Raw genomic sequence first — 25,231 nt, forward strand, 5'->3', positions numbered from 1 at the left:
GGGCGGCCTCCCTGGCGCCGACTCTCTCTGTCCCGCTCCCTTTTCTTGCCGCCCACTCCCCGCAGGGCAGGTTCGCCGCGCGGGGGCAGGCTATCTCGCGCCGCAGGCTGCCCTTTCGTTGGCCAAACTACCCTCCCGGGAATGGACGGACGTGGGAGTTGACGTGGCAGACGGCGCGGGCGGGGCGCCGGGGCTGAATAGGCTGGTCTCTATGACGGCAACTCTTGTGGCGCAGGGCATCGCGGGTGGCTACGCCCACCGCACCCTGTTTGAAAACCTCGACCTCACCGTGGCGCCGGGTGACGTGGTCGGCGTCGTCGGGGTGAACGGTGCGGGGAAATCGACCCTGCTGCGCATTCTCGCGGGCGAGCTCGCGCCCCAGGAGGGCACCGTGCACCTCGCGCCGCTCGACGCGTTTGTGGGCTGGCTGCCGCAGGAGCACGAGCGTGTGCCGGGGGAGACGGTGGCCGCCTACGTCGCCCGCCGCACCGGCTGCGCGCAGGCCACGCTCGAGATGGACGCCGCGGCGGCGGCGCTTGGCGACCCCGACGCAGCGGGGCCGGATGGCGCCGACCCCGCTGATGTGTACTCCGCGGCGCTCGAGCGCTGGCTCGCGAGCGGTGCGGCAGACCTCGACGACCGTCTGCCCGGCGTGCTCGCAGAACTCGGGCTCGACGGCGGGGCAGGATCAGGGCCCGCGAGCGTCTCCGCCGAGTCGCTCATGACTTCACTCTCCGGCGGGCAGGCTGCCCGAGTGGGGCTTGCTGCGCTGCTGCTGTCGCGCTTCGACATCGTGCTGCTCGACGAGCCCACGAACGACCTCGACCTCGATGGGCTGGAGCGGCTCGAGCGGTTCGTGCAGGGGCTGCGCGGCGGGGCCGTCCTTGTGAGCCACGACCGCGAGTTCCTCGCACGGTGCGTGACGCGCGTGCTTGAGCTCGACCTTGCGCAGCATTCGAACCGCGTCTACGGCGGCGGCTACGAGGCATACCTCGAGGAGCGCGAGATTGTGCGCCAGCATCAGCGCGACGCTTACGACGAGTTCGCCGAGACCAAGGCGGACCTCGTGGCTCGCGCACGCACGCAGCGCGAGTGGTCGAGCCAGGGCACGCGGAACGCGCTCCGCAAGGCCCCCGATAATGACAAGATTCGCCGCCGTGCCGCGAGCGAGTCGAGCGAGAAGCAGGCGCAAAAGGTGCGCCAGATGGAGAGCCGCATCCGCCGGCTCGAAGAGGTCGAAGAACCGCGCAAGGAGTGGCGCCTCGAGTTCACGATCGGCGCGGCGCCCCGATCGAGTGCAGTCGTTGCAACGCTCAACGAGGCGAGTGCGCGCCAGGGTGACTTCACGCTCGGCCCCGTCTCATTGCAACTGAACGCGGGGGAGCGCGTGGGCATCACCGGGCCGAACGGTGCGGGGAAGTCGACGCTGCTGCGGCTGCTGCTCGGCCGCCAGGCCCCCGACGCGGGCACGGCGACGATCGGCACTTCCGTGGCGATCGGAGAGGTGGATCAGGCCCGCTCACTGTTCGACGGCAGTGCGCCGCTGGCCGACGCGTTTGAAGCGCTTGTGCCAGAGATGGCCTCGGCCGAGGTGCGCACGCTGCTCGCCAAGTTCGGGCTCAAAGCCGACCACGTGCTGCGCCCGTGTGGCGAGCTGTCGCCGGGGGAGCGCACGCGCGCGGGACTCGCCCTATTGCAGGCGCGGGGAGTGAACGTGCTCGTGCTCGACGAGCCGACGAACCACCTCGACCTGCCCGCCATTGAGCAGCTGGAGCAGGCGCTCGAGACGTACGAGGGCGCGCTGCTGCTTGTGACCCACGATCGCCGCATGCTCGAGACCGTGCGCCTCGACCGCCGCTGGCACGTCGAGGCGGGCCGCGTTACGGAGCGGTAGCTGCCTGCGCGCCTTGGAGGAGCGACTGCGAGCTGCCGTGGATGAGGTGCAGATGCATCTCAGTGAGGGCCTCGACCCAGTTCTGGATCGAGGTGACCCGGCTTGAACGCATGATCCGGCTGAGCGCCTGGCTCGGCGCGAGAGTGCCATCCTCGCCCGGCTCCATGGCTACTGCCGCGAAACCGGGGCTGTCAGCCCCGACTTCGGAGGCGGCGAGGCTGCCTGGCATGACTGGAACCGGGGGCGCGCCGTCTGCAGGGAGTGCGGTGAGGAGTTCCAACTGTGACCTGCGGTAGGTGATCTCAGTCTCGAGGAGCCGCAACGCGGAGTACGGCGCGAAGGTCGCGGCCGCGAGTATGCGTAGCGAGAACGAGACCTCGTCCACGCGGGGGATCGGCGAGTAAGGTTCGTCGATCCAGTCACGGAGAAGCTGCTCGCCCGCGTTGGTTACGTGCAAGTGCTGCGCGTCGGGGTACTCCGCCCCGCCGTCTGAATCCGATCCGATGAGCCCCTCATTGAGGAGCGACGTTAAGTGTGTCAGCACGCTCGGGAGGTCCGGCTCGTCGAGCGCGAACGGGCCTTCGATGTCGAGGATTGGAATGAGCTCGCGCATGCGCGGCGTCCGGTTCCCGATGAGGGTCAAAATGAGGTAAGTCAGCTGAGTCATTGGTGTTCGTGTCAATCTGCTATTCAGCAATTGGTTTTTACTGTAACAGCTGTGCTAGCTGCTTGATCTTCACTAGGCGAACCAGTGTCTCGCGTGATCCGCGTTCATATGGGGACCTGCTCGGCACCTGTTCGCAGCCTAGGCCCGTGCAGGAACTCCGCGAAGAACGCGCCGACGAACCGTGGCACAGACACTGGGTCTCCGTGCGCTATGACACGGCCGCAGTGGGCGATTGGCACAACACGGGTGTCAGAGACGTCGCACTTGCAGCATTTACTTCGCACATCGGACCCCGAATCTTGAAGGCGGTCTCTCGCTGAGCGCACGGGGCGGCAAGAGACACACGTCACCTGCCCGTGTCGCTCGATGGTGGGCAGTTGGCGCTGCCATGGTCACCGAAGCACTGCGAATTCGAGATTGGACTCGGAGATTCGCTCTGCGACGCACGGTAGTGGTGCGGCAACGCTCGCGAAGCGCGCATTCGGTGCGCGGCTGAGTGGCGCGCGACTTAGCCTGATCCCGCCGTGGCGCCAGGGCGTTCCGCTCAGACGCCGGCCGGGGCGCGCCCCACTGATGCAACTGAAGGAGAACGAACACCGTGGCACACCGCAAGCACACGCTCGCCATGCGGCTGGGGGTACTCCTCACCGTGGTCCTCACGGGGTGGCATATCTTCGCTTCCTTCCTGTGGATCTCGCCGCCCAGCGAGCTGCGCACCGTTGTGCCGGGGAAGGCGCTCTCGAACTACATGCTTCCCTGGTATGGCCAGAGCTGGAGCGTATTCGCCCCCTCTCCGATCAATGGCGACTACTTCTTCAAAGTACGCGCGCACATGCCGGGGCCGGACGGGCTGGTCGAAACGGAGTGGGTTGACGCGACGTCTGCAGAGTTGTCGCTCGCGCAGTACCAGCTATTCCCGCCGCGAGCCGCAGGCCTTGCCTCGCAGCTTGCCTCCAACTTCAAGAGCGCGTTCGAAGAATTGTCTGACGAGCAGCGGGAGGTCGCCGCTCTGGGCTACTACAAGGGCGACGCATGGCTGGGGCGCATGCAGATTGCGCTGGATGAACTCGGGGACGATCCCGATATCGTCGCGGCATACATTTCGCAGGAGCGCTACGCATCCGCGTACGCGGCGCAGGTCGCTCACGCGGTCTGGGGCTCCGAGGTAGTGAACGTCCAGTTCCAGGTCAGTCGACAGAACGTGATCCCCTTTGCTGAGCGCCACAACCCGGATGCTGAGCGGCCCGCCGAGCAGATCGTGTCGACCGGGTGGCGTGGCATCCTCGCACTCGAGGACCAGTCTGAGTCGGCCTTCACGCACACCTTCCGCGACGCGCTGCGGAGGTCCGGACAGTGAGGAATCCTATGCACCCTGCGGTCGATACCGTCCTTGACGCTGCCACCGTTCCAACAGGTGAGCCAGGCGGGGATCCGCGCCGCGAGCCGCGCAGCCTCAGGGAGCGCCCCCGGGGGGCGTTCCGTCGGATCTGCGCCGCTCTTGGGGCTTTCGCTGGGGGGATTTGGGGATCGATCTGCGATGTTGCGGCCCGCATCATCCATTTCGTCGACGACTGGCTGCTCGACCGGAAGCATGCTCAGTACGGCACCGCAGTGGTGCGGATCCTCCTGGGTATCACGCTCCTTGGCAGCGCCTTAAGCGAGTATGGAACGCGCGCATATACCTGGGGTCCGGGCGCGGCCTGGACGGGGCAGCTGCAGTACCCCACGAGCGGGTTCTCCGAGATGTGGCCGTTCGCGGTGATCCGTGAGGCAGCGAAGAGCGAGTTTGGGGTGACGCTAGTACTGCTCGGCCTGATTGCGTGCGCCGTGCTCTTCACCGTTGGGTACCGCACGCGCCTCGTCCTGGTTCCGCTGTTCCTGCTGTGGGTTGGTTTCGTGAACATCAACCTCTATGTGCAGAATCAGAGCGACAACCTCACCCGAATCGTCTTCATCGCGCTCGCTTTCAGCGCCCTGTCCGACCGCTGGTCGTTCGACGCACGGCGGCGGCGACGTTTCGCGGGGGCCTCCGGCGGTATCGTGCGCCGCCTCTGGCGGTTCCAGCCGGTGCTTCCCGAGTGGGTGACGACACTGGCACACAACGCTGCCGTTGTGGTGATCGGAGTGCAGATCTGCTTCGTCTACGCGGCGGGTGGGTTGTTCAAAGCCGGGGGCGAACCATGGCAGAGCGGGATCGCGGTGTACGCCCCGCTCCAAACCATGGAATTCGGCACCTGGCCAGTCCTGAGCGACATCATCACCGCGTGGGGGCCCGCCGTCGCAGTTGGGACTATCGGCACAGTGCTCGTTCAAACCGCCTTTCCGCTGATGCTTCTCCGGCGATTCACGCGTGTCATCGCACTCATTGTGATCATGGGATTCCACGCCGCGATCGGGCTCCTCATGGGGCTACCCTGGTTCTCCCTCGGGATGATCGCTCTGGACGCAATCTTTATCAGCGACCGGAGTTGGCTCGGGTTGGAACGCCGATGGCGTGCTGCATGGGGGAGCGCAGGGGAACGCAGATCGTAGGCGGGGGCGCTCAGCACGGCTGAGGGGGCCACCTCGTGCCGGGCTTCCTCGGCAGCAACGCCGGGCGGGTGCCTCCGCAGCGAGCGGCGCAAACACGTCGTACGTAGCGCGGAGCCCGAGGCGAAACCGGGAGGGTAGAAATGCTGAAAGACACGAACAGTCCTCTGGGAGGGGTTGAAGACACCCGGGCAGCCGTGATCCGGCGTCTCGTGATGAATCTTGAACTGGGGCACGACATCGACCTCGTCGCCGGGCGCGGTCTCGGCTTGAGCACCGCACTGCGGTCGTTGTCCGCTGAACTCGAGAATCGAGAGTGGAACGTCGTGCATGTGCGTGGGGTTCCCTCGCTCAAACCTCACTCGCTTGCGGCCCTGCACGCGGCGGAAATCGGGGTCGGGAGAGATGGGCGGCCGGGCGGGATCGTCACTGCGGTGCAGACTCTGAAAGCGCTCGCCGCCACGGGTCCGCTGGCGCTCCTCGTGGACGACTGGCACGACCTCGACGAGGTCTCGTGGGGTGTTATCGAGACCGCACAGTCCCGTGTCGACATGTCTGTAGTCGTGGGTCGGCGCCCGACACGGCGGAAAAAGCGCACCCCTTCAGGGCTCGGCGGATCCTCTGGCCGTGGAAGCTTCGTGATTGAGCTCCAACCGCTCACCTTCTCTGAGATGCTGCTCGCCATCGAGAAGAAGCTGCAGGGGGCGGTTGACCACAGTTCGGTGAGCAGCCTCTTCGTCTACTCCGGGGGCGTGCCGTCGCTGGTATTTGGGGTGCTTGAAGTGTTGATCCTCACCGACCGGATCATCAAGATCGATGGGATCTGGCACCTGGCAGAACCGTTCTGGAACCCGGCGCTTGACGGGGTTGTCGACGGGGTCATTGCGGCGCTCGACGGCGGCGAACGGGACGCCCTCGAACAGCTGAGCGCTGAGGAACGTTGGGAACTCCCCGCCGCTGAAGAGCTCGTGGGACGCGACGCGCTTCAGCGGTTGATCGAATCGGGGAGTGTCGCCCGATACTTCCTCGCTGGGGTGGAGAGCGTGTCAGTGTCACCTCCCATCCTCATCGACAGTTTCAGCGCTCGCCGCAGCGCGATTGACGGTGCGAGCGCGCAACTCTGGCAGCCCTTCCAGCTGCGTGACGAGCCTGCACCCGGTGAGCCAGGCCAGCGCGTGTCGCGCGCGGGCAACCTCGCTCAAGAACCGGACGCGACATTCGTGCGCGTGCTGAGTGAGCATGTGCACCGGCAAGTCTCGCAGCGCTCCGCACTCTGGCATGCAGATCCCTCGCCGGAGAACGCGGTGTTGCTTTTGAAAGCGCTGGTGAAGCTCCCTGGAAATGAGATCGCGCTTGCACGCTTGCTGGAGGCACCGGCACCGAGCGACCCGCAAAACTTCTTCGCCGCGGTGCTCGCCTATGCGCGGATCCGCATGCGTCAATTGCGCGGGGAACCGCTCGCCGCGGTCACCGCCGAGGAAACCTCTGAGACGCGAGGGCTGAGCGGACCTGGCACGCAATTTGTGCGTCTCATCACCGCGCTCGAGTGCGGCGGCGTGATCACAGAGGTTGACCTGCACACCGAGACTTCCGAGTTCGCGCCACTTGCTCAAACGAAGACGTTACTCAACAAGCGGTTCCTCACCGAAGTATGGTTCGGGCACATCCGGCACGCGCGCGTGCTTGGCGAGAAGGTTGCGCGGGTCACCACGTCTGAGAGTGGCGAACAACTCGTCACTGAAGCGCTGCTGCTCTGCTTCGAGGGCGAACTGCGTGCGGCCGAGGTTCACGCTCGACGGACGATCGAGCTCGCGCGGAATAGCCTGAACCTTGACGCGCTGCACAATGCCTACTTTGTGCTGATTCTCGTGCTCACAATGCGTGGACGGTACCGTGAGCTTCCGGAACTTCTCGACTCCATCAGCGTCTTTGGAGGGCTGCGCACGTATCACGCGCAGGCGCACGCTGACTCACTCAACCTCATCGCGCTGGCACTTGTACGTATGGGGCGTGTCGTGCAGGGTGAGGGCGTTGCAGCCCGAGCTCTCCGCGTGAGCTACTTGGCGCGCGAGCGGATCGGGTTCAGCCGCGCGCTGCTCGACGCCCAGCTGCGCGCGGCACACGGTGAGCCGCTGAGCGGGAGCGGGCTCTGGGCATCGGCGGAGCAGTGCTGGGCGCAGGGGCTCAGACTGTCTGCCGTGCTTCAGGGGCTCGCCGCCGTGGAAGTCGAACCACGCGAGGCTTGGTTCCAACAGGTCGCGCTCTGGCTTGAGGACGTTGACAGTCCGTTGCTGCGGATACAATTCTCACTCGCCTGCGCCCTCCGCGACGACGATCGCTATGAACTCGCCACGATCGGCGAAGCGATGCTCCGCCGAGGAGAAGACGGGAACGGGCGACGGGCAATCCGGCGTGCGTTCGAGCTGGCGCTTGAGGCGGCCGACAGCGAACTCACGGCGAAGCTCCGGGTCCACCTCGACAGTTGGAATAGCGGCGCCGATGAGTTTGTCGACGAACGCCGCTTCTCGCAGAAGTACCTCGAGTTGACCCCGCGCGAGGTGCAGATCATGGGCAAGATCGTCCGTGGTCACAGTAACCCGGAGATTGCGCTCAAACTCGGTCTCAGTGTGCGTACCGTCGAGAGCCACCTCAACCGGATCCTCCGGAAAGCTGGAGTGGAACACCGAGACGAGCTTCGGGGGCTCGTCCCGGTGCTGCTCGACAAGCGTGGCGCGAACCCGGGCGGCGATCCGGTCCCGCCAAGTGCGCAGGAACACCGATCCGAAGATTTTGCTCCGCCCGCGTAATGGATCCGCTGCTGTTCCGTCTCTCTCAGTGAGGGATGCGGTGCGCCTCGCGCTCACCGCGTCCTTCACCCGCGGGACTTCGTTCGAAGTCCCTTCGACACGAATGAATGGAACAGCATGGGTTCAGTATTTTGGGCGAAACGCCCCGACACGGGAACGCCGCCGGTTGCCGGCCGCCGTGTTGCTGCTGCCGGGCTTGCCGCGTCAGTGGTTGCGGCGAGCCTGTTCAGCGGCGGTGCCGCTCAGGCCGCCCCGCTCGAGGGCGACTTCAGTGGTCACGTCCGCGCCTATGGCGCATTCGCAGCGGCCGACGTGGGTGGTGGCCTGCTCGGCTCGCTGCTGAACGCGCGCGCGAACATCGCCGAGTCGATTTCCGTCGCCGACAGCCAGGGCCTCGCGCACTACGGCCAGCTCGGTGCTTTCAACTTCGGTATTCCGAGCAGCATCCTGAACGACCCGGATGCGCGTTCCTATGCTCGGGCGACCCCGGTCGGGGTGGGCGCGCTGGGGATTCCGGTGCAGCCGGTCAAGGCTGAGTCGTTCTCGCGCACGAACACGGAGGGCGGCCAGAAGGACCAGAACTTCGGCAAGATCAACCTCCAGCCGCTGGCCTCTCTCAACGCGCTCACCGGGAGTGCGATGAGCTCGTGGGCTCCGGTGGTGGGAGCTGGTTCCGGCGTGCTGGCGAAGGTCGACCAGACGACCGCCGAGGCGCAGATCGTCACCCAGATCCCGCTCTTGCCGTCGATCCTCCAGCCGATGCTGCCGCTCGCCGGAGCGGCTCTCGGCAAGACCGAGGGAAGCGTGAACCTCGTTCCCGACGACGCATGCATCGACGGTACCGCGGTCGAGGCGACCTCGCGCTGGCAGTTCGGTGAGGCTAAGGTGCTCGGCGAGACGCTTCGCGTGTCCTGGGGTGCCGGCCAGAACGTGGACCAGTGGCCGGAGGTGACGGCACGCGTCAACGGCCAGACCGGTGGCGCGCAGCTCGTCGTGAGCGAGCTGCCCGACATGACCGTTTCTGTCATCGGTGGCGCAGCCAGCGTGAGCCTGCACCCGGGGATGAGCCTCGAGCTCGACAAGATCCTCCCGAAGGCGCTTACCGCGATCCTCACCGGTGAGATCTCGTACGAGGGCATCACCAACAAGCAGGAGGCCCAGGACGGCACGCATGCCTCGGGTACGATGAACGGCCTCGGCATGGACGTGACGCTGCTGAAGCTTCCCGTCATCGGTGCACTTGGCAACCTTGAGTTCGGCATGATGAAGACGGACGTTGCGGCAAACATTCAGGCCGGCGGCATCTCTTGCACGCCCGAACCCGAGTCGAACGTGAATGCGGCGGCTTCGGCTTCGGCGTCGGCGCAGGCTGACACGAAGGCGAACGCTGCGGCGCAGGGTGCTGCGGTTGCGGCTGCTGATGCGAACGGCAACGACACGGCTTCGGCTGCTGCTGATGTGACGGCGCAGGCTGCGGCGTCGACGGCTGCGAAGGCTCAGGCATCGGAGTCGGCTTCGGCGGACGCTCAGGGTTCGGCGCAGACCGCTGCTGCGGCTTCGGCGAATGCTGCTGCTGAGGCTTCGGCTGCTGCTGAGGGCAATGCGTCGGCTGCGGCGAAGGCTGCTGCTGAGGCGAACGCTTCCACGGATGCCTCGGCTGATGCTGCGGCAGATGCTGCTGCGGACGCCGATAAGGCCACCGAGGGTGACAAGAGCACCGAGGGCGACAACAGCACTGAGGGCGACAAGTCGACCGAGGGTGACAAGAGCACCGAGGGTGACAAGTCGACCGAGGGCGACAAGAGCACCGAGGGCGACAAGAGCACCGAGGGCGACAAGAGCACCGAGGGCGACAAGAGCACCGAGGGTGACAAGTCGACCGAAGGCGATAAGAGCACCGAGGGCGATAAGAGCACCGAGGGCGACAAGAGCACCGAGGGCGATAAGAGCACCGAGGGCGACAAGAGCACCGAGGGCGACAAGAGCACCGAGGGCGATAAGAGCACCGAGGGCGACAAGAGCACCGAGGGCGATAAGTCGACCGAGGGCGATAAGAGCACCGAGGGTGACAAGTCGACCGAAGGCGATAAGAGCACCGAGGGTGACAAGAGCACCGAGGGCGATAAGTCGACCGAGGGTGACACGGCTACGGCTGGTGACGTGAATGCGGCGGCTTCGGCTTCGGCGTCGGCGCAGGCTGACACGAAGGCGAACGCTGCGGCGCAGGGTGCTGCGGTTGCGGCTGCTGATGCGAACGGCAACGACACGGCTTCGGCTGCTGCTGATGTGACGGCGCAGGCTGCGGCGTCGACGGCTGCGAAGGCTCAGGCATCGGAGTCGGCTTCGGCGGACGCTCAGGGTTCGGCGCAGACCGCTGCTGCGGCTTCGGCGAATGCTGCTGCTGAGGCTTCGGCTGCTGCTGAGGGCAATGCGTCGGCTGCGGCGAAGGCTGCTGCTGAGGCGAACGCTTCCACGGATGCCTCGGCTGATGCTGCGGCAGATGCTGCTGCGGACGCCGATAAGGCCACCGAGGGTGACAAGAGCACCGAGGGCGACAACAGCACTGAGGGCGACAAGTCGACCGAGGGCGACAACAGCACTGAGGGCGACAAGTCGACCGAGGGCGATAAGAGCACCGAGGGTGACAAGAGCACCGAGGGTGACAAGTCCACCGAGGGTGACAAGAGCACCGAGGGTGACAAGTCCACCGAGGGTGACAAGAGCACCGAGGGTGACAAGTCCACCGAGGGTGACAAGAGCACCGAGGGTGACAAGTCCACCGAGGGTGACAAGAGCACCGAGGGTGACAAGAGCACTGAGGGCGATAAGTCGACTGAGGGCGATAAGTCGACTGAGGGCGATAAGAGCACTGAGGGCGATAAGTCGACTGAGGGTGACAAGAGCACCGAGGGCGACAAGTCGGCCAAGGGTGACAAGTCGGCCAAGGGCGACAACGCCGCCACGGGCGACACGTCGGCTGCAGCTCAGGCCAGCGCTTCGGCGAAGGACCAGGGCTCCGCAAACGGCTCGACCAAGGGCAACACCACGGGCGCGCTCGCCACGACCGGCAGCGACATGACGCTGCCGATCGTCGGTGCGGGCATCGCGCTCCTGCTGGGCGCTTCAGCCGTCGGCTTCTCCGCGGTCCGCCGCCGGAACGCGGACGCTGCGAAGTAACCCATGATCCGGTTCGGGGGTGTCGCATCGTCTCGCACGGTGCGACACCCCCGGGCTCGGACCAACAACGACTTCCCGCAGTTCGGGGCGGGGGACAACCCGAAGAGGAGAAACATGCTCAGGACACGAGCGAAGCAGACAGTGTTGACCGTGCTGTGCGCTGGAGCGCTGCTACTCAGCGGGTGCGCCAACGAGACGACCGCGACGGTCGATCCGGATCCAGTACCGAGCGAAACCCCTGAGACGATTGCGGGCAAGACCTATCCGCCGCAAGAGGAGCTCCTTGCAGAGCTCGCTGCGGTCGACACCGAATCGCTTAGTGATGATTGCAGCGCATTGGTCGAGCTTGAACGGATTAACACGCTCACCGCCCAGCTCTCCCCGCAGTCGGTGGGGGACACCCTCGACGAGCGACTCGCTCAGACATCAGGGCTCTTTGCCCAGTTGAGCGCCGTCTCTGAGTTCCCGGATGAAGCCGAATCTTGGAGCAGCATTGCGAACGCAGCGACTTCAGCGGAGGACGCCCTCGCCGCATACGGCGGAACGCTGGGAAATGCTGAGGTGCTGACCGCGCTCGGGGAACTCTCGATCGCGTTCCAGAGCGCCGCGGACGCGCACGCTGAAGAACTTGCGGCGCGCTGCGGTGTCGACCTGCAGAGCCTACTCGCGACTGGTGACTGAGCGCATGCCCCAGCGAAACCACCGCGCCAGCGCGCGCGGAACACGTGCTGCGCTGGCGCTGATGATTGGCATCGGCGTTGGAACGATCGGGTGCTCAGCGGAGGTGCAGTCCACGCCCGTCGACCGCGCTCCGTCCGCCACGAATGCGGAGCCGGGAGCATCGGAAGCGCCAACGGTTGATCGCCTGGAGCCACTCACTGCGGAGGAGAACACGGCGTTCGTGGCTGCGCGAAGCTCAATCCGCGAGCAGCCGGGGCTGGACGTGGCGTTCGACGTGACCGAATCCGGATCCTCCGCAATTACCGGCAGCGCCGAGGTCTCCGGGGACCTTCTATCGTGGCGGGGAACCTTCCTCGTAGGCGCGTTTGCGCTCGAGCTGGTGCAGCTCGGAGACACTCTGTGGGTGCGCGGCCCTGACGCGTACTGGGCGTCCTACGGCGCCGACGCAGAGACGATCTCGCGAATCGGGGGGAAGTATCTTGTCTTCACTGGCGTGGATGCGAAGCGCATCGTCGCGTTTGCCGATCTGACGAGCTTCCTTCAGGCACTGGAATCCAGTCGCGAGGCCGCTTCTCCGCAACGCGTGATGACCGGAGAACACGCAGGCATGCTCGCAGTCACCGTCGCGGGCCAAGAGCAGCGCTTCGCTCTGGACGCGGAAACTCCATGGATCGACCGCGTCGAAGCGGACCTGGGGGAACAGGTGACCAGCCGTGTGACGTTGAGCGCGCTTCCTCACGCCCCTCAGATCACGCGCCCAGACGCCGCTGAGGTTGCGTCGGTGCGGCTCTCGTTGCCCGCTGAACAGTGAGATCGAGCTGGGGATCGCTGAGCTCGCTCCCTGACTGCAACTCGTGCCAGGCGCGACGAAGTCCCTCTCGGGCGCGGAAGCACAAGGCTGCGGCCGAGTTGGCATTGAGACCAAGTTCATGGGCGACTTCGGAGAGCTTGCTCTGCTGGACTTCTCGGAGCCAGAGCGCGTCTTGCCAGCGCGACGGGAGTGCGGAGAATGCGCGAGCTACGTCGTCAAAGGTCTCCCGATCAGCGGGCGGCGCGGGGAGAGTCACGGACACAGCGGTCTCCTCGACGGACTCGCACGGGTACTCTCTGCGGCGGCGGAACAGCTCGTGCGCAGTGTTGCGCACCGTTGTCAGCAGGTACGGGCGCAGGCTCTCCTCCGGGCCCCCGCCGGCGACGAGGACGCTGTGGATTCGGAGGAACGCGTGCGACACCAGATCCTCTGCTTCATGATGCAGCACATACTGCCGGGCGGTGCGGATCGCGGCCAGGTAGTGGCGGCTCCAGAGCTCTGCCCAGGCGGAGGTCGAGCCGCTCCGGGCCGCGGACAGCAGCGCCCGATCGCCCACGGCGCCACGTGTATCGCGGGCGTGGGGTGCTTCCAAAGTTTGCGTCAGGATAACCACAGCCCCATGCTCATTCGCCATGACGTGGACACAGAGGACCGCAGGAAAAGTCAGAGAGGTTTCCGCATGATTCGGTGGACAAGGAGCCCGCTTGGGTGCGGGGGAGGGCAAGCTCGGTGCGCGCGGGGAGACGGATCTTGAGCGCACGGAATCGTGCCGAGCGACGACACCGCGACGCCCCGGCCGCGGTGGTAGGCGCGGGGCCGAACGGACTCGCGGCGGCGGTGACGCTGGCCCGCGCGGGTGTGCCGGTCACGGTGTTCGAAGCCGCGGAAACAATCGGGGGTGGCACGCGCACGGCAGAGCTCGTGAGCGCGGGAGTGCTGCACGACGTCTGCTCAGCGATCCACCCGCTGGCACTTGCCACGGGATTCTTCCGGGCCTTCGAACTTGAGCGCCGTGTCTCCTTTGCTGTGCCCGACGCCTCGTATGCGAATCCGCTCGATGCCAGCGCCGGCTCCGCGTGGCGGAGTGGTCGCGCGGCGGTGGCCTACCGGGATATCGACCGCACAGCCGCGGAGCTGGGACGCGACGGCGACGCATACGCCCGCTTCTATGCCCCACTCCTCAGGCGACACGAAGGTGTGGTGGACTTCGCGCTGGGCGGGTCGATGCTGCGCTGGCCCGCGGACCTGATCGCTGCTGCGACGACGGGGCTCCGCACGCTGGAGCAGGGGACCCCAGCGTGGAACCTGCGGTTCCGCGAGGCGGCGGCCCCGGCACTTATTTCTGGCGTTGCGGCGCACAGCATCGGTCGGATGCCGAACCTCGCCACCTCCGCCGTCGGCGTGGTGCTCGGCGCCCTTGGACACCTCCGTGGGTGGCCGGTACCGATCGGCGGATCCCGCGCGATCACCGATGCGCTCGCCGCTGATCTCATCGCGCATGGCGGCCGAATCGAGACCGGCCACGCGGTAGAGCGGATCGAAGAACTCGACCGCTTTGGCGTCGTGATTCTCGACACCTCGGCTCGCGGCCTGGCCGAACTCGCGGGTTCACGTCTGCCGCCACGGTATCGCCGCGCGCTCCGACAGTTTCGCTATGGGGACGCGGCAACCAAGGTGGACTTCGTGCTTGACGGCCCTGTGCCTTGGCGCGATCCCCGCGTGCACGATTCGCCGACGGTGCATCTGGGCGGGAGCCGGGCGGAGGGAGCCGCGGCGGAGCTCGCCGTCGCACGGGGGCGGCATCCGGAGCGCCCGTATGTGCTGCTCGCGCAGCCGACGACGTGGGACCCCGCGCGGAACCCGGGCGGCGAGCACGCGGTCTGGAGCTACACGCACGTGCCCGCCGGGTCTTCTCTAAATGTGGGGGATCGCGTGACCGCGCAAATCGAACGTTTCGCGCCCGGCTTTCGCGATCGGATCCGCGCGGTGCGCGTGACGACTGCAGCGGAGCTCGCGCGCTACAACCGGAACTACCACGGGGGTGACTTCAGCGCTGGGCGAGTGTCGCTCACGCAGTTGTTTGCCCGCCCCGTTGTGTCACGGGATCCGTGGCGTACGCCGTTGGACGGGGTATATCTCTGCTCATCATCAACGCCGCCGGGGCCCGGGGTGCATGGACTCTCGGGGTGGTACGCCGCGCGTTCCGCGCTTCGCCACGACTACGGCTTGGCTGCCCCCGACCTGGGCCTTGGCACCGGGTAGGCTACGCAGCGCGCGTGGGATCTGCTGCGCAGGCCGGCGCTGAGTTCGGCGTCGGCGCGGCCTGCGCTTCTGCAGTCGGGTCCAGGCTCGTAAGGATCGCGTAACTCGTATCGGCGAGCTGCGCGACTCCGTCGCCTGGCAGGCGCGCGAGCCCAGGCAGGATCAGCTCGCGTACCGCGGCGGCGTAGGCCTCGCGGGATCGGGCGAGGGTCTCAACGCCCTGCGCGGTGAGCACGGCGTTGGTTGCGCGGCCGTCGAGCTCGCACGCGGCCCGCGCAATGAGCCCACGGCGCTCAAGCGCCGACGCGACCCGGGAGAGGCGGGGGAGCGTGGCGTTGGTGCGGCGGGCAACAGCGCTAAGGCGTGCGCGCTGCTCTGGGCTCTCGGCGAGCGTTTCGAGCACCGTGTGCTCGAACGAGGTAACGCCAGCGTCTGCAAGGCGCTGGTCGAGCGCGGTGGGGAGGAGCTCGAGCAGCGCGTGCAGGCGCGCGACGGCCACGCGCTCCGGGTGCGTCAGCTGAGAGGTCATGCAGCAATTCTCGCACATTACTTGCAGCTACAACTAAAGTGCGTCTATTATTTAGTTAAAGCTACAACCAATGCACCGCGGGTCCGCCCCACGGTCGAGAACGGAGAACAGGATCATGGCGAACTACACGATTTTCGGAACCGGCAACATGGCGACCGCGATCGGCGGCGTGCTTGAGGCGGGCGGCGCCGCCGTTGACCACATCTCGCACGATCAGGGTGCGGGCGCCACGGTGGCGGGCGACGTGGTGGTGCTCGCGGTGCCGTACCCGGCCGTCGCTGAGATCCTCGGCGCATACGCCGATCAGCTCGCGGGGAAGACTGTGGTCGACATCACGAACCCGCTGAACTTCGAGACCTTTGACGCGCTCGTGGTGCCCGAGGGAAGCTCCGCAACCGCAGAGATTCAGCGCGCCCTTCCCGACTCGGCCGTGCTGAAGGCGTTCAACACCAACTTCGCGGCCACCCTCGCGACCGGCGCGGTGGGGAATGCCACCACGACCGTGCTCATTGCGGGCGACTCGGGCGATGCGAAGGCCGCGCTCGCCGCAGACGTCGTCGCGGGCGGCCTCCGCGCGATCGACGCGGGCTCGCTGAAGCGCGCGCACGAGCTCGAGGCGCTCGGCTTCCTGCAGCTCACCCTCGCCGCGAGCGAGAAGATCGCGTGGACCGGCGGCTTCGCCGTCGCCGAGTAAGTCATCATGAGCGCGACACAGAATAGCTCGGTGGACGATCGGGTGCTCTCGGCTGATCTCGCGATGGACGCGGTGACGCTTCGTGTGGGGGATCTCGAGCTGATGAGCGGCTACTACGAGCAGGCGCTCGCGCTCGTGCCCATCGCCGAGCGCGCGGACCGCACCGAGGTGCACCGCGTGCTCGGCCGCGGCGATGTGCCGATGGTGCGGCTTGTCCACACCCCGGACCTCCCTGCGGCGAGCCCGCGCGAGGCGGGTCTCTTTCACACCGCGTTTCTCTTCGACGACGCCGCGAGCCTCGCCGCCACCGTCTATCGAACAGCTCAGGATCAGCGCAGCCGCTTCGCGGGCTCGGCGGATCACCTCGTGAGCGAGGCGTTCTACTTCACTGACCCCGAAGGCAACGGCATCGAGCTGTACGTCGACCGGCCGCGCGACACTTGGCAGGTGGCGGACGGCCAGATTCGCATGGACACGCTGGCCCTGGATCCCAATCGATACCTCGCCGAGCACCTCGACGAACAGGTGCTCGCGCAGGTTGAGCGCCAGTCCGGTGGCGTGGGGCACGTGCACCTGCAGGTGGGGGATGTGGCCCGCGCCCGCGAGTTCTACGTCGACGCGCTGGGCTTTGAGGCCACCGCGAGCGCGCACCCGGGAGCGCTCTTCGCCTCGGCCGGCGGGTACCACCACCACGTCGCGATGAACACGTGGAACAGTCGGGGTGCGGGGCCGCGCGCCGCTGCGCTCGGGCTCGGCGACGTGGCGATCACGCTGCCCACGCGGGAGGATCTCGACGCGGTCGCTGCGCGCCTTGCCGGGCGTGGGATCGCATTCGCCGATACCGGGGCAGCGATCGAGGTCGCAGATCCGTGGGGCACCTCGGTGACGCTCGCGCTGCCGGGCGCGGGGGCCGAGGAGATGCTCGCGCGGTAGTCCGTGTGGGGTGGCGGCGGGCGCGATGTCGCGCGAGGTGATGGAATGGGGGCATGACAACCTCCGCTCCGCGAATGACCGCGCAGGAGTCGAGTGCCTGGTTGGGGCTCGTGACGGTTTCGCAGCTCCTGCCCAACGTGCTCGACGCGCAGCTCTTGCGCGATTCGCAGATGACTCACTTCGAGTTCACCGTGCTCTCCTCCCTCTACGTGGCGCCAGAGTCGACGCTGCAGATGTCGCACCTGGCCCGAGAGACCGCGGCGACGCTGCCGAGGCTCTCGCACGTGTGCACGCGGATGGAGAAGCGCGGCCTGCTCGAGCGCATGCCGTGCCCTGACGATCGGCGGGCCACGAACGCGCGCCTCACCTCGCTCGGGCGACGCGCGTTCATTCGCGCGATCCCACAGCACATTGAGCTGGTGCGCGAACTGGTAATCGACGCGCTCAGTTCGGATGAGCTCGATGCGCTGGGCGCGATCTCCGCGAAGATCAACGCGCGCCTGGCGGAGCGCCAGAGCTAGCGTCACCCGCGTCGCACCCGGCGTCTGTTCAGTGTCTGGACACGAAACTCCCAGCCGCGTTCGAAAAGCTTGTCGCAACAACCAATTGCGAATGCGGGGAAGACTGTGGCGGAATCCACCGGGCGAACGACGAACAAGGAGCAGCGGGCCGAGCGGCGCGCTGAGAAGGTGCAGCAGTACCAGCGCGAGCAAGCGGCGAAGGCGCGCAGGCGCAAGATCGGCATCGTGAGCGGCGCCGTGGGCGGGGCCGCCGTGGTTGCGTTGCTCGTCACGTTCATCGCCACGGCCTCCGAGCCGCGGCAGCGCCCGCAGGACATCGCGATCGAGGGGCTGCAGGAGTACCCGAACCTGCCCGCAGTGCACGTCGGCCCGGACCCGGTCGACTACGAGGTCGAGTACGGCATGAGCCCGCCCGCGGGCGGCAACCACTTCCCGGCCTGGCTGAACTGCGGCGTGTACTCCGCGCCGCAGCCCAACGAGAACGCGGTCCACTCCCTGGAGCACGGTGCTGTGTGGGTGACCTATAACCCGGACACCGTCTCCGAGGAGGATCTCGCCGAGCTGCGCAGTAGCATCCCGGAGCTGTACACGATCATCTCGCCCTACCCCGGGCTCGAGTCGCCCTTCGTTGCGTCCGCCTGGGGCGCGCAGATCGAGTTCGACACCCCGAGCGATCCCCGTCTCGGCCAGTTCGTCGACCGCTACTGGAAGTCGGCGGATGCGCCCGAGCCCGGCGCCTCCTGCTCCGGCGCAGTCGAGGGCATCGGCCGAGTCGCTTCGTGAACGAAGTGCGCGCTCGCCGCAGCATCGGCTTCACGGTGTTCATCGGCACCATGCTCGCGCTGGTGCTCGTGGCAGCCTCGCTGATGATCGGCCGGGTGACCGCGACCACCGAGGCGGTGCCCTCGACGCGTAGCGCCGAGGCCGGCTTCGCCCGCGACATGCAGACGCACCACGACCAGGCGGTCGAGATGTCGATCATGGTGCGGGATCGCACCGACGATGCCGCCGTGCGCCTGCTCGCGTACGACATCCTCACCTCGCAGGCCCGCCAGTCCGGCCAGATGTACGGCTGGCTCGCCACGTGGGGGCTGCCGCAGGCCTCGCCCGAGCCCGCGATGACGTGGATGCATCGCCCCATTCCGGGGGAGGGCGGTGCGCACGCGGGACACGCGGCGGGGAGCGAACCCGACGTCGATCCCGCGCTCGTGCCCGAGACGATGCCCGGCATGGCCACGCGCGCGCAGCTCGACGAGCTCGAGTCGCTCTCGGGGCGGGCGGCCGAGCGCCGCTTCCTCGAACTGATGATCGCCCACCACGAGGGCGGCGTCGACATGGCCCAAGCAGTCGTGGCGCGCAGCTCGCTGCCCGTGGTGACCGACCTCGCGAAGAGCATGGTCGCCGCCCAGCGCAGCGAGATTCAGCTGATGCAGGACATGCTCGCCGAGCGCGCGGCCTAGCGCAGCATCCGAGACGTACACCCCGAACGAAAGAGACCTCACCACCATGCCCGCACCCACCGGCACCACCCAGCGAAATCCGCGCATGCGCGCCGCGATCATCGGCGGTGCGATCATCGTCGCGCTCGCGATCGGCGCGATCTGGTGGTTCGCCGCCCGCGCCACCCCCGCTGAAGCCGAGGCGACGACCACCTCGGGTGAGGTGCGCGGGCCCGCCGGTGCCCCGCGCGAGCGCGCCGACGGCCTGCCCAAAGAGACGCACATGTCGGTGAACGAGCTGAAGGTGCGCGACCTGGCCGCGGTGCGCGGCTTCTACGAGAACGCCGTGGGCATGACAGTGATGGAGGAGCAGGGGGATGAGGTGCTCCTCGGGCTCGGCGACGAACCGCTGATCAAGCTCATCGCCTCAGACCAGCCACTGCCGCAGCCGGAGGAGGCCGGGCTCTACCACACGGCGATTCTCTTCCCGGATGAGGCGACGCTCGCGAACACGCTACTCCGCGTCGCGCAGCAGGCGCCGAACAGTTACCAGGGCGCGGCCGACCACGCCGTGAGCCGCGCGTTCTACTTCGGTGATCCCGAGAACAACGGGGTGGAGCTCTACGTTGACCGGCCCGAGGACGAGTGGGTGTGGCAGGACGGCAAGGTGGTGATGGGTAGCGAGGTGCTCGATCCCAATCAGTTCATCGACCAGTACGGCTCCGGCGACGCGAGCGGCACGGCCACCGTAGGGCACGTGCACCTGAAGGTGGGCAACCTGGATGAGGCGCGCGCGTTCTACGCCGACACTCTCGGCTTCGATGTGGTGTCGGAGGCCGACGGGGCGCTGTTCTACTCGGCGGGCGGCTACCACCATCACCTGGCCACGAACACGTGGATGAGTGCGGGGGCGGGCCCGCGTAGCACCGAGGTGGGGCTGGGAGCGGTGACCGTCGCGCTGCCGGATGCCGCGAGCGTTGACGCGGTGGCCGATCGGCTTGATGCGGCCGACATCGAGGTGACGCGCATCGAGCGTGGGATCGCCGCCGCCGACCCCTGGGGCAACCAGATTCGACTGGTCGCCCCGGGGGAGTAGCGGCGACGGGTGAGTACGCGACGGGTGAGTAAGCGACGGGCTAGTAGGCGACAGTGAAGCGCTGGCGCGAGTGCGCCGGGCGCTCGATCTCGTCGACGAAGGCGTGCGCGAAGTCGGCGCCCGAGATGCTCGACTCGCCCGCCTCATCGGTGAGCAGCACGTCGCCGCCAAGTCGGAAGGTGCCCGTGTGCTCGCCCGCGGCCCAGGCGCCGAAGCTCGCGGCGGGGCTCACGTAAAACCAGTCGAGCGCCTCGTCTCCGGCGCGGAGGTCTGCGAGTACCTCACCCATCGTCTCGGCCTCCGCCTTGAACGCCTCGGGGAAGTCGGGGCCCGAGGAGACGGTGGGGCCTCCCTCTGCGACGAGCAGCGAGCCCGCGCCGCCCACCACGCCAAGGCGTGCGCCCTGTGCCTGCGCTGCGGCGGCCAGCGTGCGCATCACGTCGGCAAGCTTGCCCTCGAGTGCGCCGCGCGGCGAGAGCGCGCCGACCACGATCTCGGCGCCGTCGATCGCCGCGGTGAGTGCGCTCGCGTCGAGCACATCGGCCGGCCTGTAGGTGGCGCCATCGACGGGCGTCTCGGGCAGTGAGCGGGAGACTGCGGTGACTTCGTGGCCGCGGGCGGCCGCCTCGCGCACGATGTTCTCGCCTGCGTAGCCGGTGCCGCCGATCACGGTGATGCGTGCCATGTGTTCTGTCCTCTCATTGTCGGGGCTTCCCAACGAAGCCGCCAATACTTACGATAAGAGAGTATGTTTATTCTCGAAAGTAGGCACTTTGCGGTAACCAAGGTTCCGTGCGGTGCCGGAGAGGACGCGAGGCGTGACTGATCAGAGCTGGGATCCCTACGAGCGCGACTGCCCCACCCGGCAGCTGCTCGACCGCATCGGCGACCGCTGGACCGTGCTCATCATCGGCGCGCTCGGTGATGGGCCGCTGCGTTTCGGCGAGCTGTCGCGCCGCGTCGACGGGGTCTCGCAGAAGATGCTCACCCAGACCCTGCGCGCGCTCGAGCGCGATGGCCTCGTCACCCGCACGCTCTACCCGCAGGTGCCGCCGCGGGTGGAGTATGAGCTGACGCAGGCGGGGCGCACGCTGCAGGGTCCGCTCGGCGCGCTCGACGACTGGGCGCGCACGCACATGGTGGGCGTGCTCGCCGCGCGCGAGGCGTACGACCTGAGCGCGTAGCGCACCGCTCGCCGGGCTACTGTAGCTCGGCGAGGCGCAGCTGCAGCCAGAGCGCCAGGGTGCGATCGGGGTCGTCGAGGTCGATGTCCAGTCGGTTGGCCACCTGCCGCATCCGGTACCGCACGGTCTGCTCGTGCACGTTGAGCCGCTCGGCCACGCGGGGCGCACTGCCTCGCTCCTCGAGCCAGGCGAGCAGCGTCGCACGGGTCTCGCGCTCGTCGGGCCCGAAGAGCCGCTCCGCCTCGGGCAGCTGCAGGTCGGTTGCATCGAGCGCGTCCGCGCACGCGCGCAGGATCAGCTGCGGCTGCACCTCGTCCGGTGTCGCGATGGCCAGCTGCATCGAGCGCGCGCACTCCGCCACCCGCACGGCGCGGGCCGCATCGGCCGCGAGCGTGGCGCTCGGCTTTCGCGGATAGCTCAGCCCGCAGTGCGCGGCGCTGCCGATGAGTCGCGTGAGCTCGGGCAGCAGCCGCTCAAGCGAGCGCACCACGGGCTCCGTCGCGCTGCTCGGCAGAAGCGCCACGACTGCGCCGTCCATCACCGCGCACACGCTGCCCGGAAAGTACACGGAGAGGTGGCGCGACGCCGCCGTGCGCACCTCGGAGAGATCACCCTCAGGCACTGTGCCGCAGTCGACCGCCAGCACCAGGTAGTTCTGCTCGGGTCGCACGCCGAGCACGGTTGAGTCGTTCTCGTGCGGCGTGCCCGAGAGCAGGCGCCGCAGCGCGGTCTCACGCGAGCGCTCATCACCGTGATCAAAGCGCCACGCGTCAACGATGTACCCGGCGGCGAGCTCGGCGGCGCTGCGCAGCACCTCCTCCTTCTCGGGCGGGATCGGGGTTGCGAGATCGTCGCCGAGCGGATCGATCACCCAGATCGAGCCGAGCGGAATGTTGCCGGCGCGCAGGGGGAGGGCCGCGCGCGGGGCGAAGCCGTTCTCGGTGGGGAAGCGGGAGATGCCGTCGGCGGCGAACACCTGCCGGTAGCGAATCTCGTTGAGCGGGCCGTCTGGGGTGCGGCGGGTGAGGATGCCGTTCGCGCGCAGGCTGTCGATCGCCTGCCCGGGCAGTGCGGAGTACGCGAGGATGTTGCGGCGGTGATCCTCGATCGCCACCGAGCCGCCGAACGCCTGTGCCACCGAGTTCGCGAGGGCAAAGAGTCGATCGCCCGAGTTCGTGCCGAGCTGCAGGCCCGCACCGTGCTCGCCGAGCAGGCGGCTCACCAGCGCGTCGAACTCGCGCCAGCCGACGCTGGGCGCGATCCCAAGCAAATGTATGCCGTGGCGCACGCACGCGCCGATGAGCCCGGCGGCGCCCTGCTCCTCCGCGGAGCGCACCACGATGCCGCTCGCCTTTGCGGCCGCGAGCCGCTCGCAGAGCAGGTCGATGCGCTCCGGGCTCAGCTCGGCGTGCGCGGTGAGCATGATGAGCTGGCCCGCGAGCTGCTGCTCGAGCAGATCGGTGTCGTAGTAGCTCACCCCGAGGAGGGCTGCGGGGTGCTGCGGGGCGTGCAGCACGGTGAGCACGCCGTGCCCCATCTGCGTGACGAGGCTGCCGATGGGCAGACCCGTAGACAGCGGGGAGAGCGTACTCGTGCGCGAATTCGATAGAGACACGGGTAAATATTAGCGAGTTCGATAAAAGCGCGGGGCTTTTCGCTTTCTACAGTCGGTACTGACGAAAACAAAGGAGTGTCGAAGTGGCAGCTAGCGGGTTCCACGATCCCCGGTTCGAGCGGATCTTTCCCCCGAACGCGGAGGTCAACGCCGAGGGCGTTCTCGAGGTGGGCGGCTGCTCCGTCCCGGCACTCGCCGAGCAATACGGCACCCCGCTGTACGTGATTGACGAGCAGGGCCTGCGCGATCGCATGCGGGCCTACCGCGAGGGCCTCGCCGCCCGCTGGCCGAACAGCCAGGTCGCGTTCGCCTCGAAGTCGTTCCCCGTGCTCGCCGCCTACGCGATCGCCGCGGCCGAGGGCCTCGCGATTGACGTCGCCGGCGCTGGCGAGCTGCTGCTCGCACTCGAGTCGGGCGCCCCCGCCGAGCTCATCCACCTGCACGGCAACGCGAAGAGCCACGAGGAGCTCGTGCTCGCGGTCGACGCCGGCATCGGCGCGATCGTGCTCGACGGTGAGGCCGATGTGGAGCGCCTCGACGCGCTGCTCACCCGCCCGCAGGACGTGCTGATCCGCATCATCCCGGGCGTCAACCCCCGCGTACCCAAAGCGATCTCCACGGGCGGCGAGACCTCGAAGTTCGGTCTGCCGATCCCGCAGGCGAAGGAGCTCATCGCGCGGCTCGAGAGCCACCCCTTCATCAACGTGGTGGGCCTCCACCTGCACATCGGATCGCAGGTGCTCGAGGTCGAGCCGTTCGAGCGCGCGGTGGAGGCGGTGCGCGAGCTCGGCGAGTTCCCCGTCTACAACATCGGCGGCGGCCTCGGCGTGAACTACAACGTGAAGCACGATGCGCCGAGCCTCGACGAGTACCTCGACGCGATCACCGCCGCCGCGAAGCGCGTGCTTCCCGAGGGCAGCCGCCTCATCATCGAGCCCGGCCGCTCGCTCGTGGCTCGCACCGGCATGACCGCGTACCGCGTGAACAACGTGAAGCGTACGGGCGCCACCTTCGTGGCCGTCGACGGTGGTCTTGCCGACCAGCTGAACGTCGCGCTCATGAACATGGAGTTCACCCCCATCGTGGCGAACCGCGCGAGCGCGCAGCCTGATACCGTCGCACAGCTCGTGGGCCGCCAGTGCGAGTCGGGCGACCTGCTCGTCGATCAGGCCGAACTCGCCGCCCCCGCGACGGGCGACACGATCGTGCTCGCCGCCACCGGCGCGTACGGCTACACGCTCTCCAACAACTACAACGGAGCGCTGAAGCCCGCCGTGGTGTTCTGCCGCGACGGTGAGAGCCGCCTCGCGGTGCGCCGCCAGACGTACGCCGAGTTCCTCGGCCACCACGTCGGCCCGAACGAGGAGGCCTGGGCCTCCTGATCCCGCACTGATATTCCGACCTCAATTTCCACCCCACCGACCACGATTCCCCAAGGAAGAGGAACCCACCATGAAGAAGCTCATCAAGATCTCGGCCGCGGCAGCGTTCGTCGCAGCGCTCGGCCTCACCGCCTGCTCCGGCGGCGGCACCGGCGACACCGCCCCCGCGAAGGACGACACCGCGGCGCTCACCACGGGCGTCGACAAGGCCGCTGAGGCGGCCCTGCCCCAGTCGATTCGCGATGCGGGCGTCATCCGCGCCGCAGCCGGCATCCCCTACCCGCCGTTCATCATGCTCGAGGGGGAAAAGCAGACCGGCCTCGATCCCGATCTGGCTCAGGCACTGGGCGAGAAGCTGGGCGTCGAGTTCAAAATCTCGCACCAGGCGTTCGAGACCGTCATCCCCTCGCTGCAGGCGAAGAAGTTCGACATCATCATGTCGGGCATGAATGACACGGTGGAGCGCGAGGGCACCCTCAACTTCATTGAGGAGATCTACGCCGGCTTCACCATCGTCGTGAAGGCGGGCAACCCCGAGGGCATCAACGGACTGCAGGATCTCTGTGGCCACCCGGTTGCCGTGCAGAAGGCGAGCGCGCAGCTCGACCTGCTCACCGAGCTCGCCGCGACCTGCAAGGCCGAGGGCAAGGGCGAGCTGACCATCCAGCAGCTGCCCACCGCGCAGGATCCGCAGACCGCACTCAAGGCCGGCCGCGTGGTCGCGTACCCGGTTGACGCACCCGTCGCCGCCTACACCGTTGCCACCGCAGGCGACGGCAAGGACTTCGAAATGGTCGAGGATCCCGAGTACCCCGCCGGTGTGAACCCCGTGTACACGGGCATCGGCACGCTCAAGGAGAACACCGAGCTCACCGAGGCGCTGCGCCTCGCGCTCCAGTCGCTCATCGACGATGGCGTCTACCAGGACATCCTCGAGAAGCACAACCTCGGCAACTTCGCGACCGAAGAAGCGATCGTCAACGGCGCATCGCTGGAGGGATAAGTACCAC

At 67.6% G+C, this 25,231-nt stretch carries 22 protein-coding genes; 17 read left to right on the forward strand and 5 right to left on the reverse strand.

Annotation, left to right across the window (positions count from 1 at the left end):
* The first annotated feature begins 211 nt into the window (after window positions 1–211).
* Entirely contained in the window at window positions 212–1,894 is a 1,683-nt protein-coding gene (locus ACR81A_RS03050) for an ABC-F family ATP-binding cassette domain-containing protein (RefSeq protein WP_440312541.1), read from the forward strand.
* On the opposite strand, the gene ACR81A_RS03055 is transcribed toward ACR81A_RS03050, so the two are convergent.
* Window positions 1,881–2,561, reverse strand: coding sequence for a hypothetical protein (locus ACR81A_RS03055; protein WP_440312542.1), 681 nt, complete (start codon window positions 2,559–2,561; stop codon window positions 1,881–1,883). The two genes, ACR81A_RS03050 and ACR81A_RS03055, sit on opposite strands and share 14 nt — an antisense overlap.
* 598 nt (window positions 2,562–3,159) lie before the next feature.
* Here ACR81A_RS03055 and ACR81A_RS03060 point away from each other — a divergent pair.
* The 6 genes from ACR81A_RS03060 (at window position 3,160) to ACR81A_RS03085 (ending at window position 12,566) form a co-directional block, all read left to right on the forward strand.
* Window positions 3,160–3,918 carry a DUF5819 family protein gene (locus ACR81A_RS03060; RefSeq protein ID WP_440312543.1) on the forward strand — a complete coding sequence of 253 codons (759 nt, stop codon included), beginning with the start codon at window positions 3,160–3,162 and terminating at the stop codon, window positions 3,916–3,918.
* An 8-nt stretch (window positions 3,919–3,926) separates the two neighbouring features.
* Window positions 3,927–5,093 carry an HTTM domain-containing protein gene (locus ACR81A_RS03065; protein WP_440312544.1) on the forward strand — a complete coding sequence of 389 codons (1,167 nt, stop codon included), beginning with the start codon at window positions 3,927–3,929 and terminating at the stop codon, window positions 5,091–5,093.
* Between the two features lie 140 nt (window positions 5,094–5,233).
* On the forward strand, window positions 5,234–7,897 hold the full coding sequence (locus ACR81A_RS03070) for a helix-turn-helix transcriptional regulator (RefSeq protein ID WP_440312545.1): 2,664 nt from the start codon (window positions 5,234–5,236) through the stop codon (window positions 7,895–7,897).
* 117 nt (window positions 7,898–8,014) lie between these two features.
* Window positions 8,015–11,074 (forward strand): hypothetical protein, encoded by a 3,060-nt coding sequence (locus ACR81A_RS03075; RefSeq protein ID WP_440312546.1) that lies wholly within the window; start codon window positions 8,015–8,017, stop codon window positions 11,072–11,074.
* Window positions 11,075–11,188: 114 nt separating this feature from the next.
* Complete coding sequence (locus ACR81A_RS03080) at window positions 11,189–11,755, forward strand: hypothetical protein (protein ID WP_440312547.1); 567 nt, start codon at window positions 11,189–11,191, stop codon at window positions 11,753–11,755.
* 4 nt (window positions 11,756–11,759) lie between these two features.
* On the forward strand, window positions 11,760–12,566 hold the full coding sequence (locus tag ACR81A_RS03085; protein WP_440312548.1) for a hypothetical protein: 807 nt from the start codon (window positions 11,760–11,762) through the stop codon (window positions 12,564–12,566).
* On the opposite strand, the gene ACR81A_RS03090 is transcribed toward ACR81A_RS03085, so the two are convergent.
* Window positions 12,505–13,179, reverse strand: coding sequence for an RNA polymerase sigma factor (locus ACR81A_RS03090; protein ID WP_440312549.1), 675 nt, complete (start codon window positions 13,177–13,179; stop codon window positions 12,505–12,507). The two genes, ACR81A_RS03085 and ACR81A_RS03090, sit on opposite strands and share 62 nt — an antisense overlap.
* A gap of 137 nt (window positions 13,180–13,316) precedes the next feature.
* Here ACR81A_RS03090 and ACR81A_RS03095 point away from each other — a divergent pair, with 137 nt between their 5' ends.
* On the forward strand, window positions 13,317–14,828 hold the full coding sequence (locus tag ACR81A_RS03095) for a phytoene desaturase family protein (protein ID WP_440312550.1): 1,512 nt from the start codon (window positions 13,317–13,319) through the stop codon (window positions 14,826–14,828).
* Between the two features lies 1 nt (window position 14,829).
* On the opposite strand, the gene ACR81A_RS03100 is transcribed toward ACR81A_RS03095, so the two are convergent.
* Window positions 14,830–15,357 (reverse strand): MarR family winged helix-turn-helix transcriptional regulator, encoded by a 528-nt coding sequence (locus ACR81A_RS03100; RefSeq protein ID WP_440312551.1) that lies wholly within the window; start codon window positions 15,355–15,357, stop codon window positions 14,830–14,832.
* Between the two features lie 115 nt (window positions 15,358–15,472).
* Here ACR81A_RS03100 and ACR81A_RS03105 point away from each other — a divergent pair, with 115 nt between their 5' ends.
* From ACR81A_RS03105 to ACR81A_RS03130, 6 genes are all read left to right on the forward strand, one after another.
* A complete protein-coding gene (locus ACR81A_RS03105) occupies window positions 15,473–16,051 on the forward strand; it encodes an NADPH-dependent F420 reductase (protein WP_440312552.1) in 579 nt (192 codons plus the stop codon).
* Between the two features lie 6 nt (window positions 16,052–16,057).
* Window positions 16,058–16,984, forward strand: coding sequence for a VOC family protein (locus tag ACR81A_RS03110; protein ID WP_440312553.1), 927 nt, complete (start codon window positions 16,058–16,060; stop codon window positions 16,982–16,984).
* A gap of 53 nt (window positions 16,985–17,037) precedes the next feature.
* Window positions 17,038–17,505: a MarR family winged helix-turn-helix transcriptional regulator gene (locus tag ACR81A_RS03115; RefSeq protein WP_237462946.1), complete on the forward strand. Its 468-nt coding sequence runs from the start codon at window positions 17,038–17,040 to the stop codon at window positions 17,503–17,505.
* A 105-nt stretch (window positions 17,506–17,610) separates the two neighbouring features.
* The gene (locus ACR81A_RS03120) at window positions 17,611–18,288 is read left to right on the forward strand and encodes a DUF3105 domain-containing protein (protein ID WP_440312554.1); all 678 of its coding nucleotides are present in this window, start codon (window positions 17,611–17,613) and stop codon (window positions 18,286–18,288) included.
* Window positions 18,285–18,965 (forward strand): DUF305 domain-containing protein, encoded by a 681-nt coding sequence (locus ACR81A_RS03125; RefSeq protein ID WP_440312555.1) that lies wholly within the window; start codon window positions 18,285–18,287, stop codon window positions 18,963–18,965. The genes ACR81A_RS03120 and ACR81A_RS03125 overlap by 4 nt, the downstream gene beginning before the upstream one ends.
* A 46-nt stretch (window positions 18,966–19,011) precedes the next feature.
* The gene (locus ACR81A_RS03130) at window positions 19,012–20,040 is read left to right on the forward strand and encodes a VOC family protein (RefSeq protein WP_440312556.1); all 1,029 of its coding nucleotides are present in this window, start codon (window positions 19,012–19,014) and stop codon (window positions 20,038–20,040) included.
* A gap of 40 nt (window positions 20,041–20,080) precedes the next feature.
* Here the strand turns inward: ACR81A_RS03130 and ACR81A_RS03135 are convergent, their stop codons facing one another.
* Window positions 20,081–20,725 carry an NAD(P)-dependent oxidoreductase gene (locus tag ACR81A_RS03135; protein ID WP_440312557.1) on the reverse strand — a complete coding sequence of 215 codons (645 nt, stop codon included), beginning with the start codon at window positions 20,723–20,725 and terminating at the stop codon, window positions 20,081–20,083.
* Window positions 20,726–20,858: 133 nt separating this feature from the next.
* Between ACR81A_RS03135 and ACR81A_RS03140 the strand changes: the two genes are divergently transcribed.
* Window positions 20,859–21,224, forward strand: a complete 366-nt coding sequence (locus tag ACR81A_RS03140; protein ID WP_440312558.1) for a winged helix-turn-helix transcriptional regulator — start codon at window positions 20,859–20,861, stop codon at window positions 21,222–21,224.
* A 16-nt stretch (window positions 21,225–21,240) separates the two neighbouring features.
* Here the strand turns inward: ACR81A_RS03140 and ACR81A_RS03145 are convergent, their stop codons facing one another.
* Entirely contained in the window at window positions 21,241–22,839 is a 1,599-nt protein-coding gene (locus tag ACR81A_RS03145; protein ID WP_440312559.1) for a PucR family transcriptional regulator, read from the reverse strand.
* 83 nt (window positions 22,840–22,922) lie between these two features.
* On the opposite strand from ACR81A_RS03145, the gene lysA reads away from it, so the two are divergent.
* On the forward strand, window positions 22,923–24,221 hold the full coding sequence (gene lysA / locus ACR81A_RS03150) for a diaminopimelate decarboxylase (protein WP_440312560.1): 1,299 nt from the start codon (window positions 22,923–22,925) through the stop codon (window positions 24,219–24,221).
* 70 nt (window positions 24,222–24,291) lie between these two features.
* Window positions 24,292–25,224 carry an ABC transporter substrate-binding protein gene (locus ACR81A_RS03155; protein ID WP_440312561.1) on the forward strand — a complete coding sequence of 311 codons (933 nt, stop codon included), beginning with the start codon at window positions 24,292–24,294 and terminating at the stop codon, window positions 25,222–25,224.
* Window positions 25,225–25,231 lie beyond the last annotated feature (7 nt).

Source organism: Leucobacter chromiireducens (genome assembly GCF_051993095.1).
GTDB classification, from domain to species: Bacteria; Actinomycetota; Actinomycetes; order Actinomycetales; family Microbacteriaceae; genus Leucobacter; species Leucobacter chromiireducens.

Excerpts from the sequence above, each read along its gene's own strand:
- ACR81A_RS03050 (WP_440312541.1), top strand. The coding sequence starts at position 212 with ATGACGGCAACTCTTGTGGCGCAGGGCATCGCGGGTGGCTACGCCCAC.
- ACR81A_RS03055 (WP_440312542.1), bottom strand. The coding sequence starts at position 2,561 with ATGACTCAGCTGACTTACCTCATTTTGACCCTCATCGGGAACCGGACG.
- ACR81A_RS03065 (WP_440312544.1), top strand. The coding sequence starts at position 3,927 with ATGCACCCTGCGGTCGATACCGTCCTTGACGCTGCCACCGTTCCAACA.
- ACR81A_RS03070 (WP_440312545.1), top strand. The coding sequence starts at position 5,234 with ATGCTGAAAGACACGAACAGTCCTCTGGGAGGGGTTGAAGACACCCGG.
- ACR81A_RS03075 (WP_440312546.1), top strand. The coding sequence starts at position 8,015 with ATGGGTTCAGTATTTTGGGCGAAACGCCCCGACACGGGAACGCCGCCG.
- ACR81A_RS03080 (WP_440312547.1), top strand. The coding sequence starts at position 11,189 with ATGCTCAGGACACGAGCGAAGCAGACAGTGTTGACCGTGCTGTGCGCT.
- ACR81A_RS03085 (WP_440312548.1), top strand. The coding sequence starts at position 11,760 with ATGCCCCAGCGAAACCACCGCGCCAGCGCGCGCGGAACACGTGCTGCG.
- ACR81A_RS03100 (WP_440312551.1), bottom strand. The coding sequence starts at position 15,357 with ATGACCTCTCAGCTGACGCACCCGGAGCGCGTGGCCGTCGCGCGCCTG.
- ACR81A_RS03105 (WP_440312552.1), top strand. The coding sequence starts at position 15,473 with ATGGCGAACTACACGATTTTCGGAACCGGCAACATGGCGACCGCGATC.
- ACR81A_RS03110 (WP_440312553.1), top strand. The coding sequence starts at position 16,058 with ATGAGCGCGACACAGAATAGCTCGGTGGACGATCGGGTGCTCTCGGCT.
- ACR81A_RS03115 (WP_237462946.1), top strand. The coding sequence starts at position 17,038 with ATGACAACCTCCGCTCCGCGAATGACCGCGCAGGAGTCGAGTGCCTGG.
- ACR81A_RS03130 (WP_440312556.1), top strand. The coding sequence starts at position 19,012 with ATGCCCGCACCCACCGGCACCACCCAGCGAAATCCGCGCATGCGCGCC.
- ACR81A_RS03135 (WP_440312557.1), bottom strand. The coding sequence starts at position 20,725 with ATGGCACGCATCACCGTGATCGGCGGCACCGGCTACGCAGGCGAGAAC.
- ACR81A_RS03155 (WP_440312561.1), top strand. The coding sequence starts at position 24,292 with ATGAAGAAGCTCATCAAGATCTCGGCCGCGGCAGCGTTCGTCGCAGCG.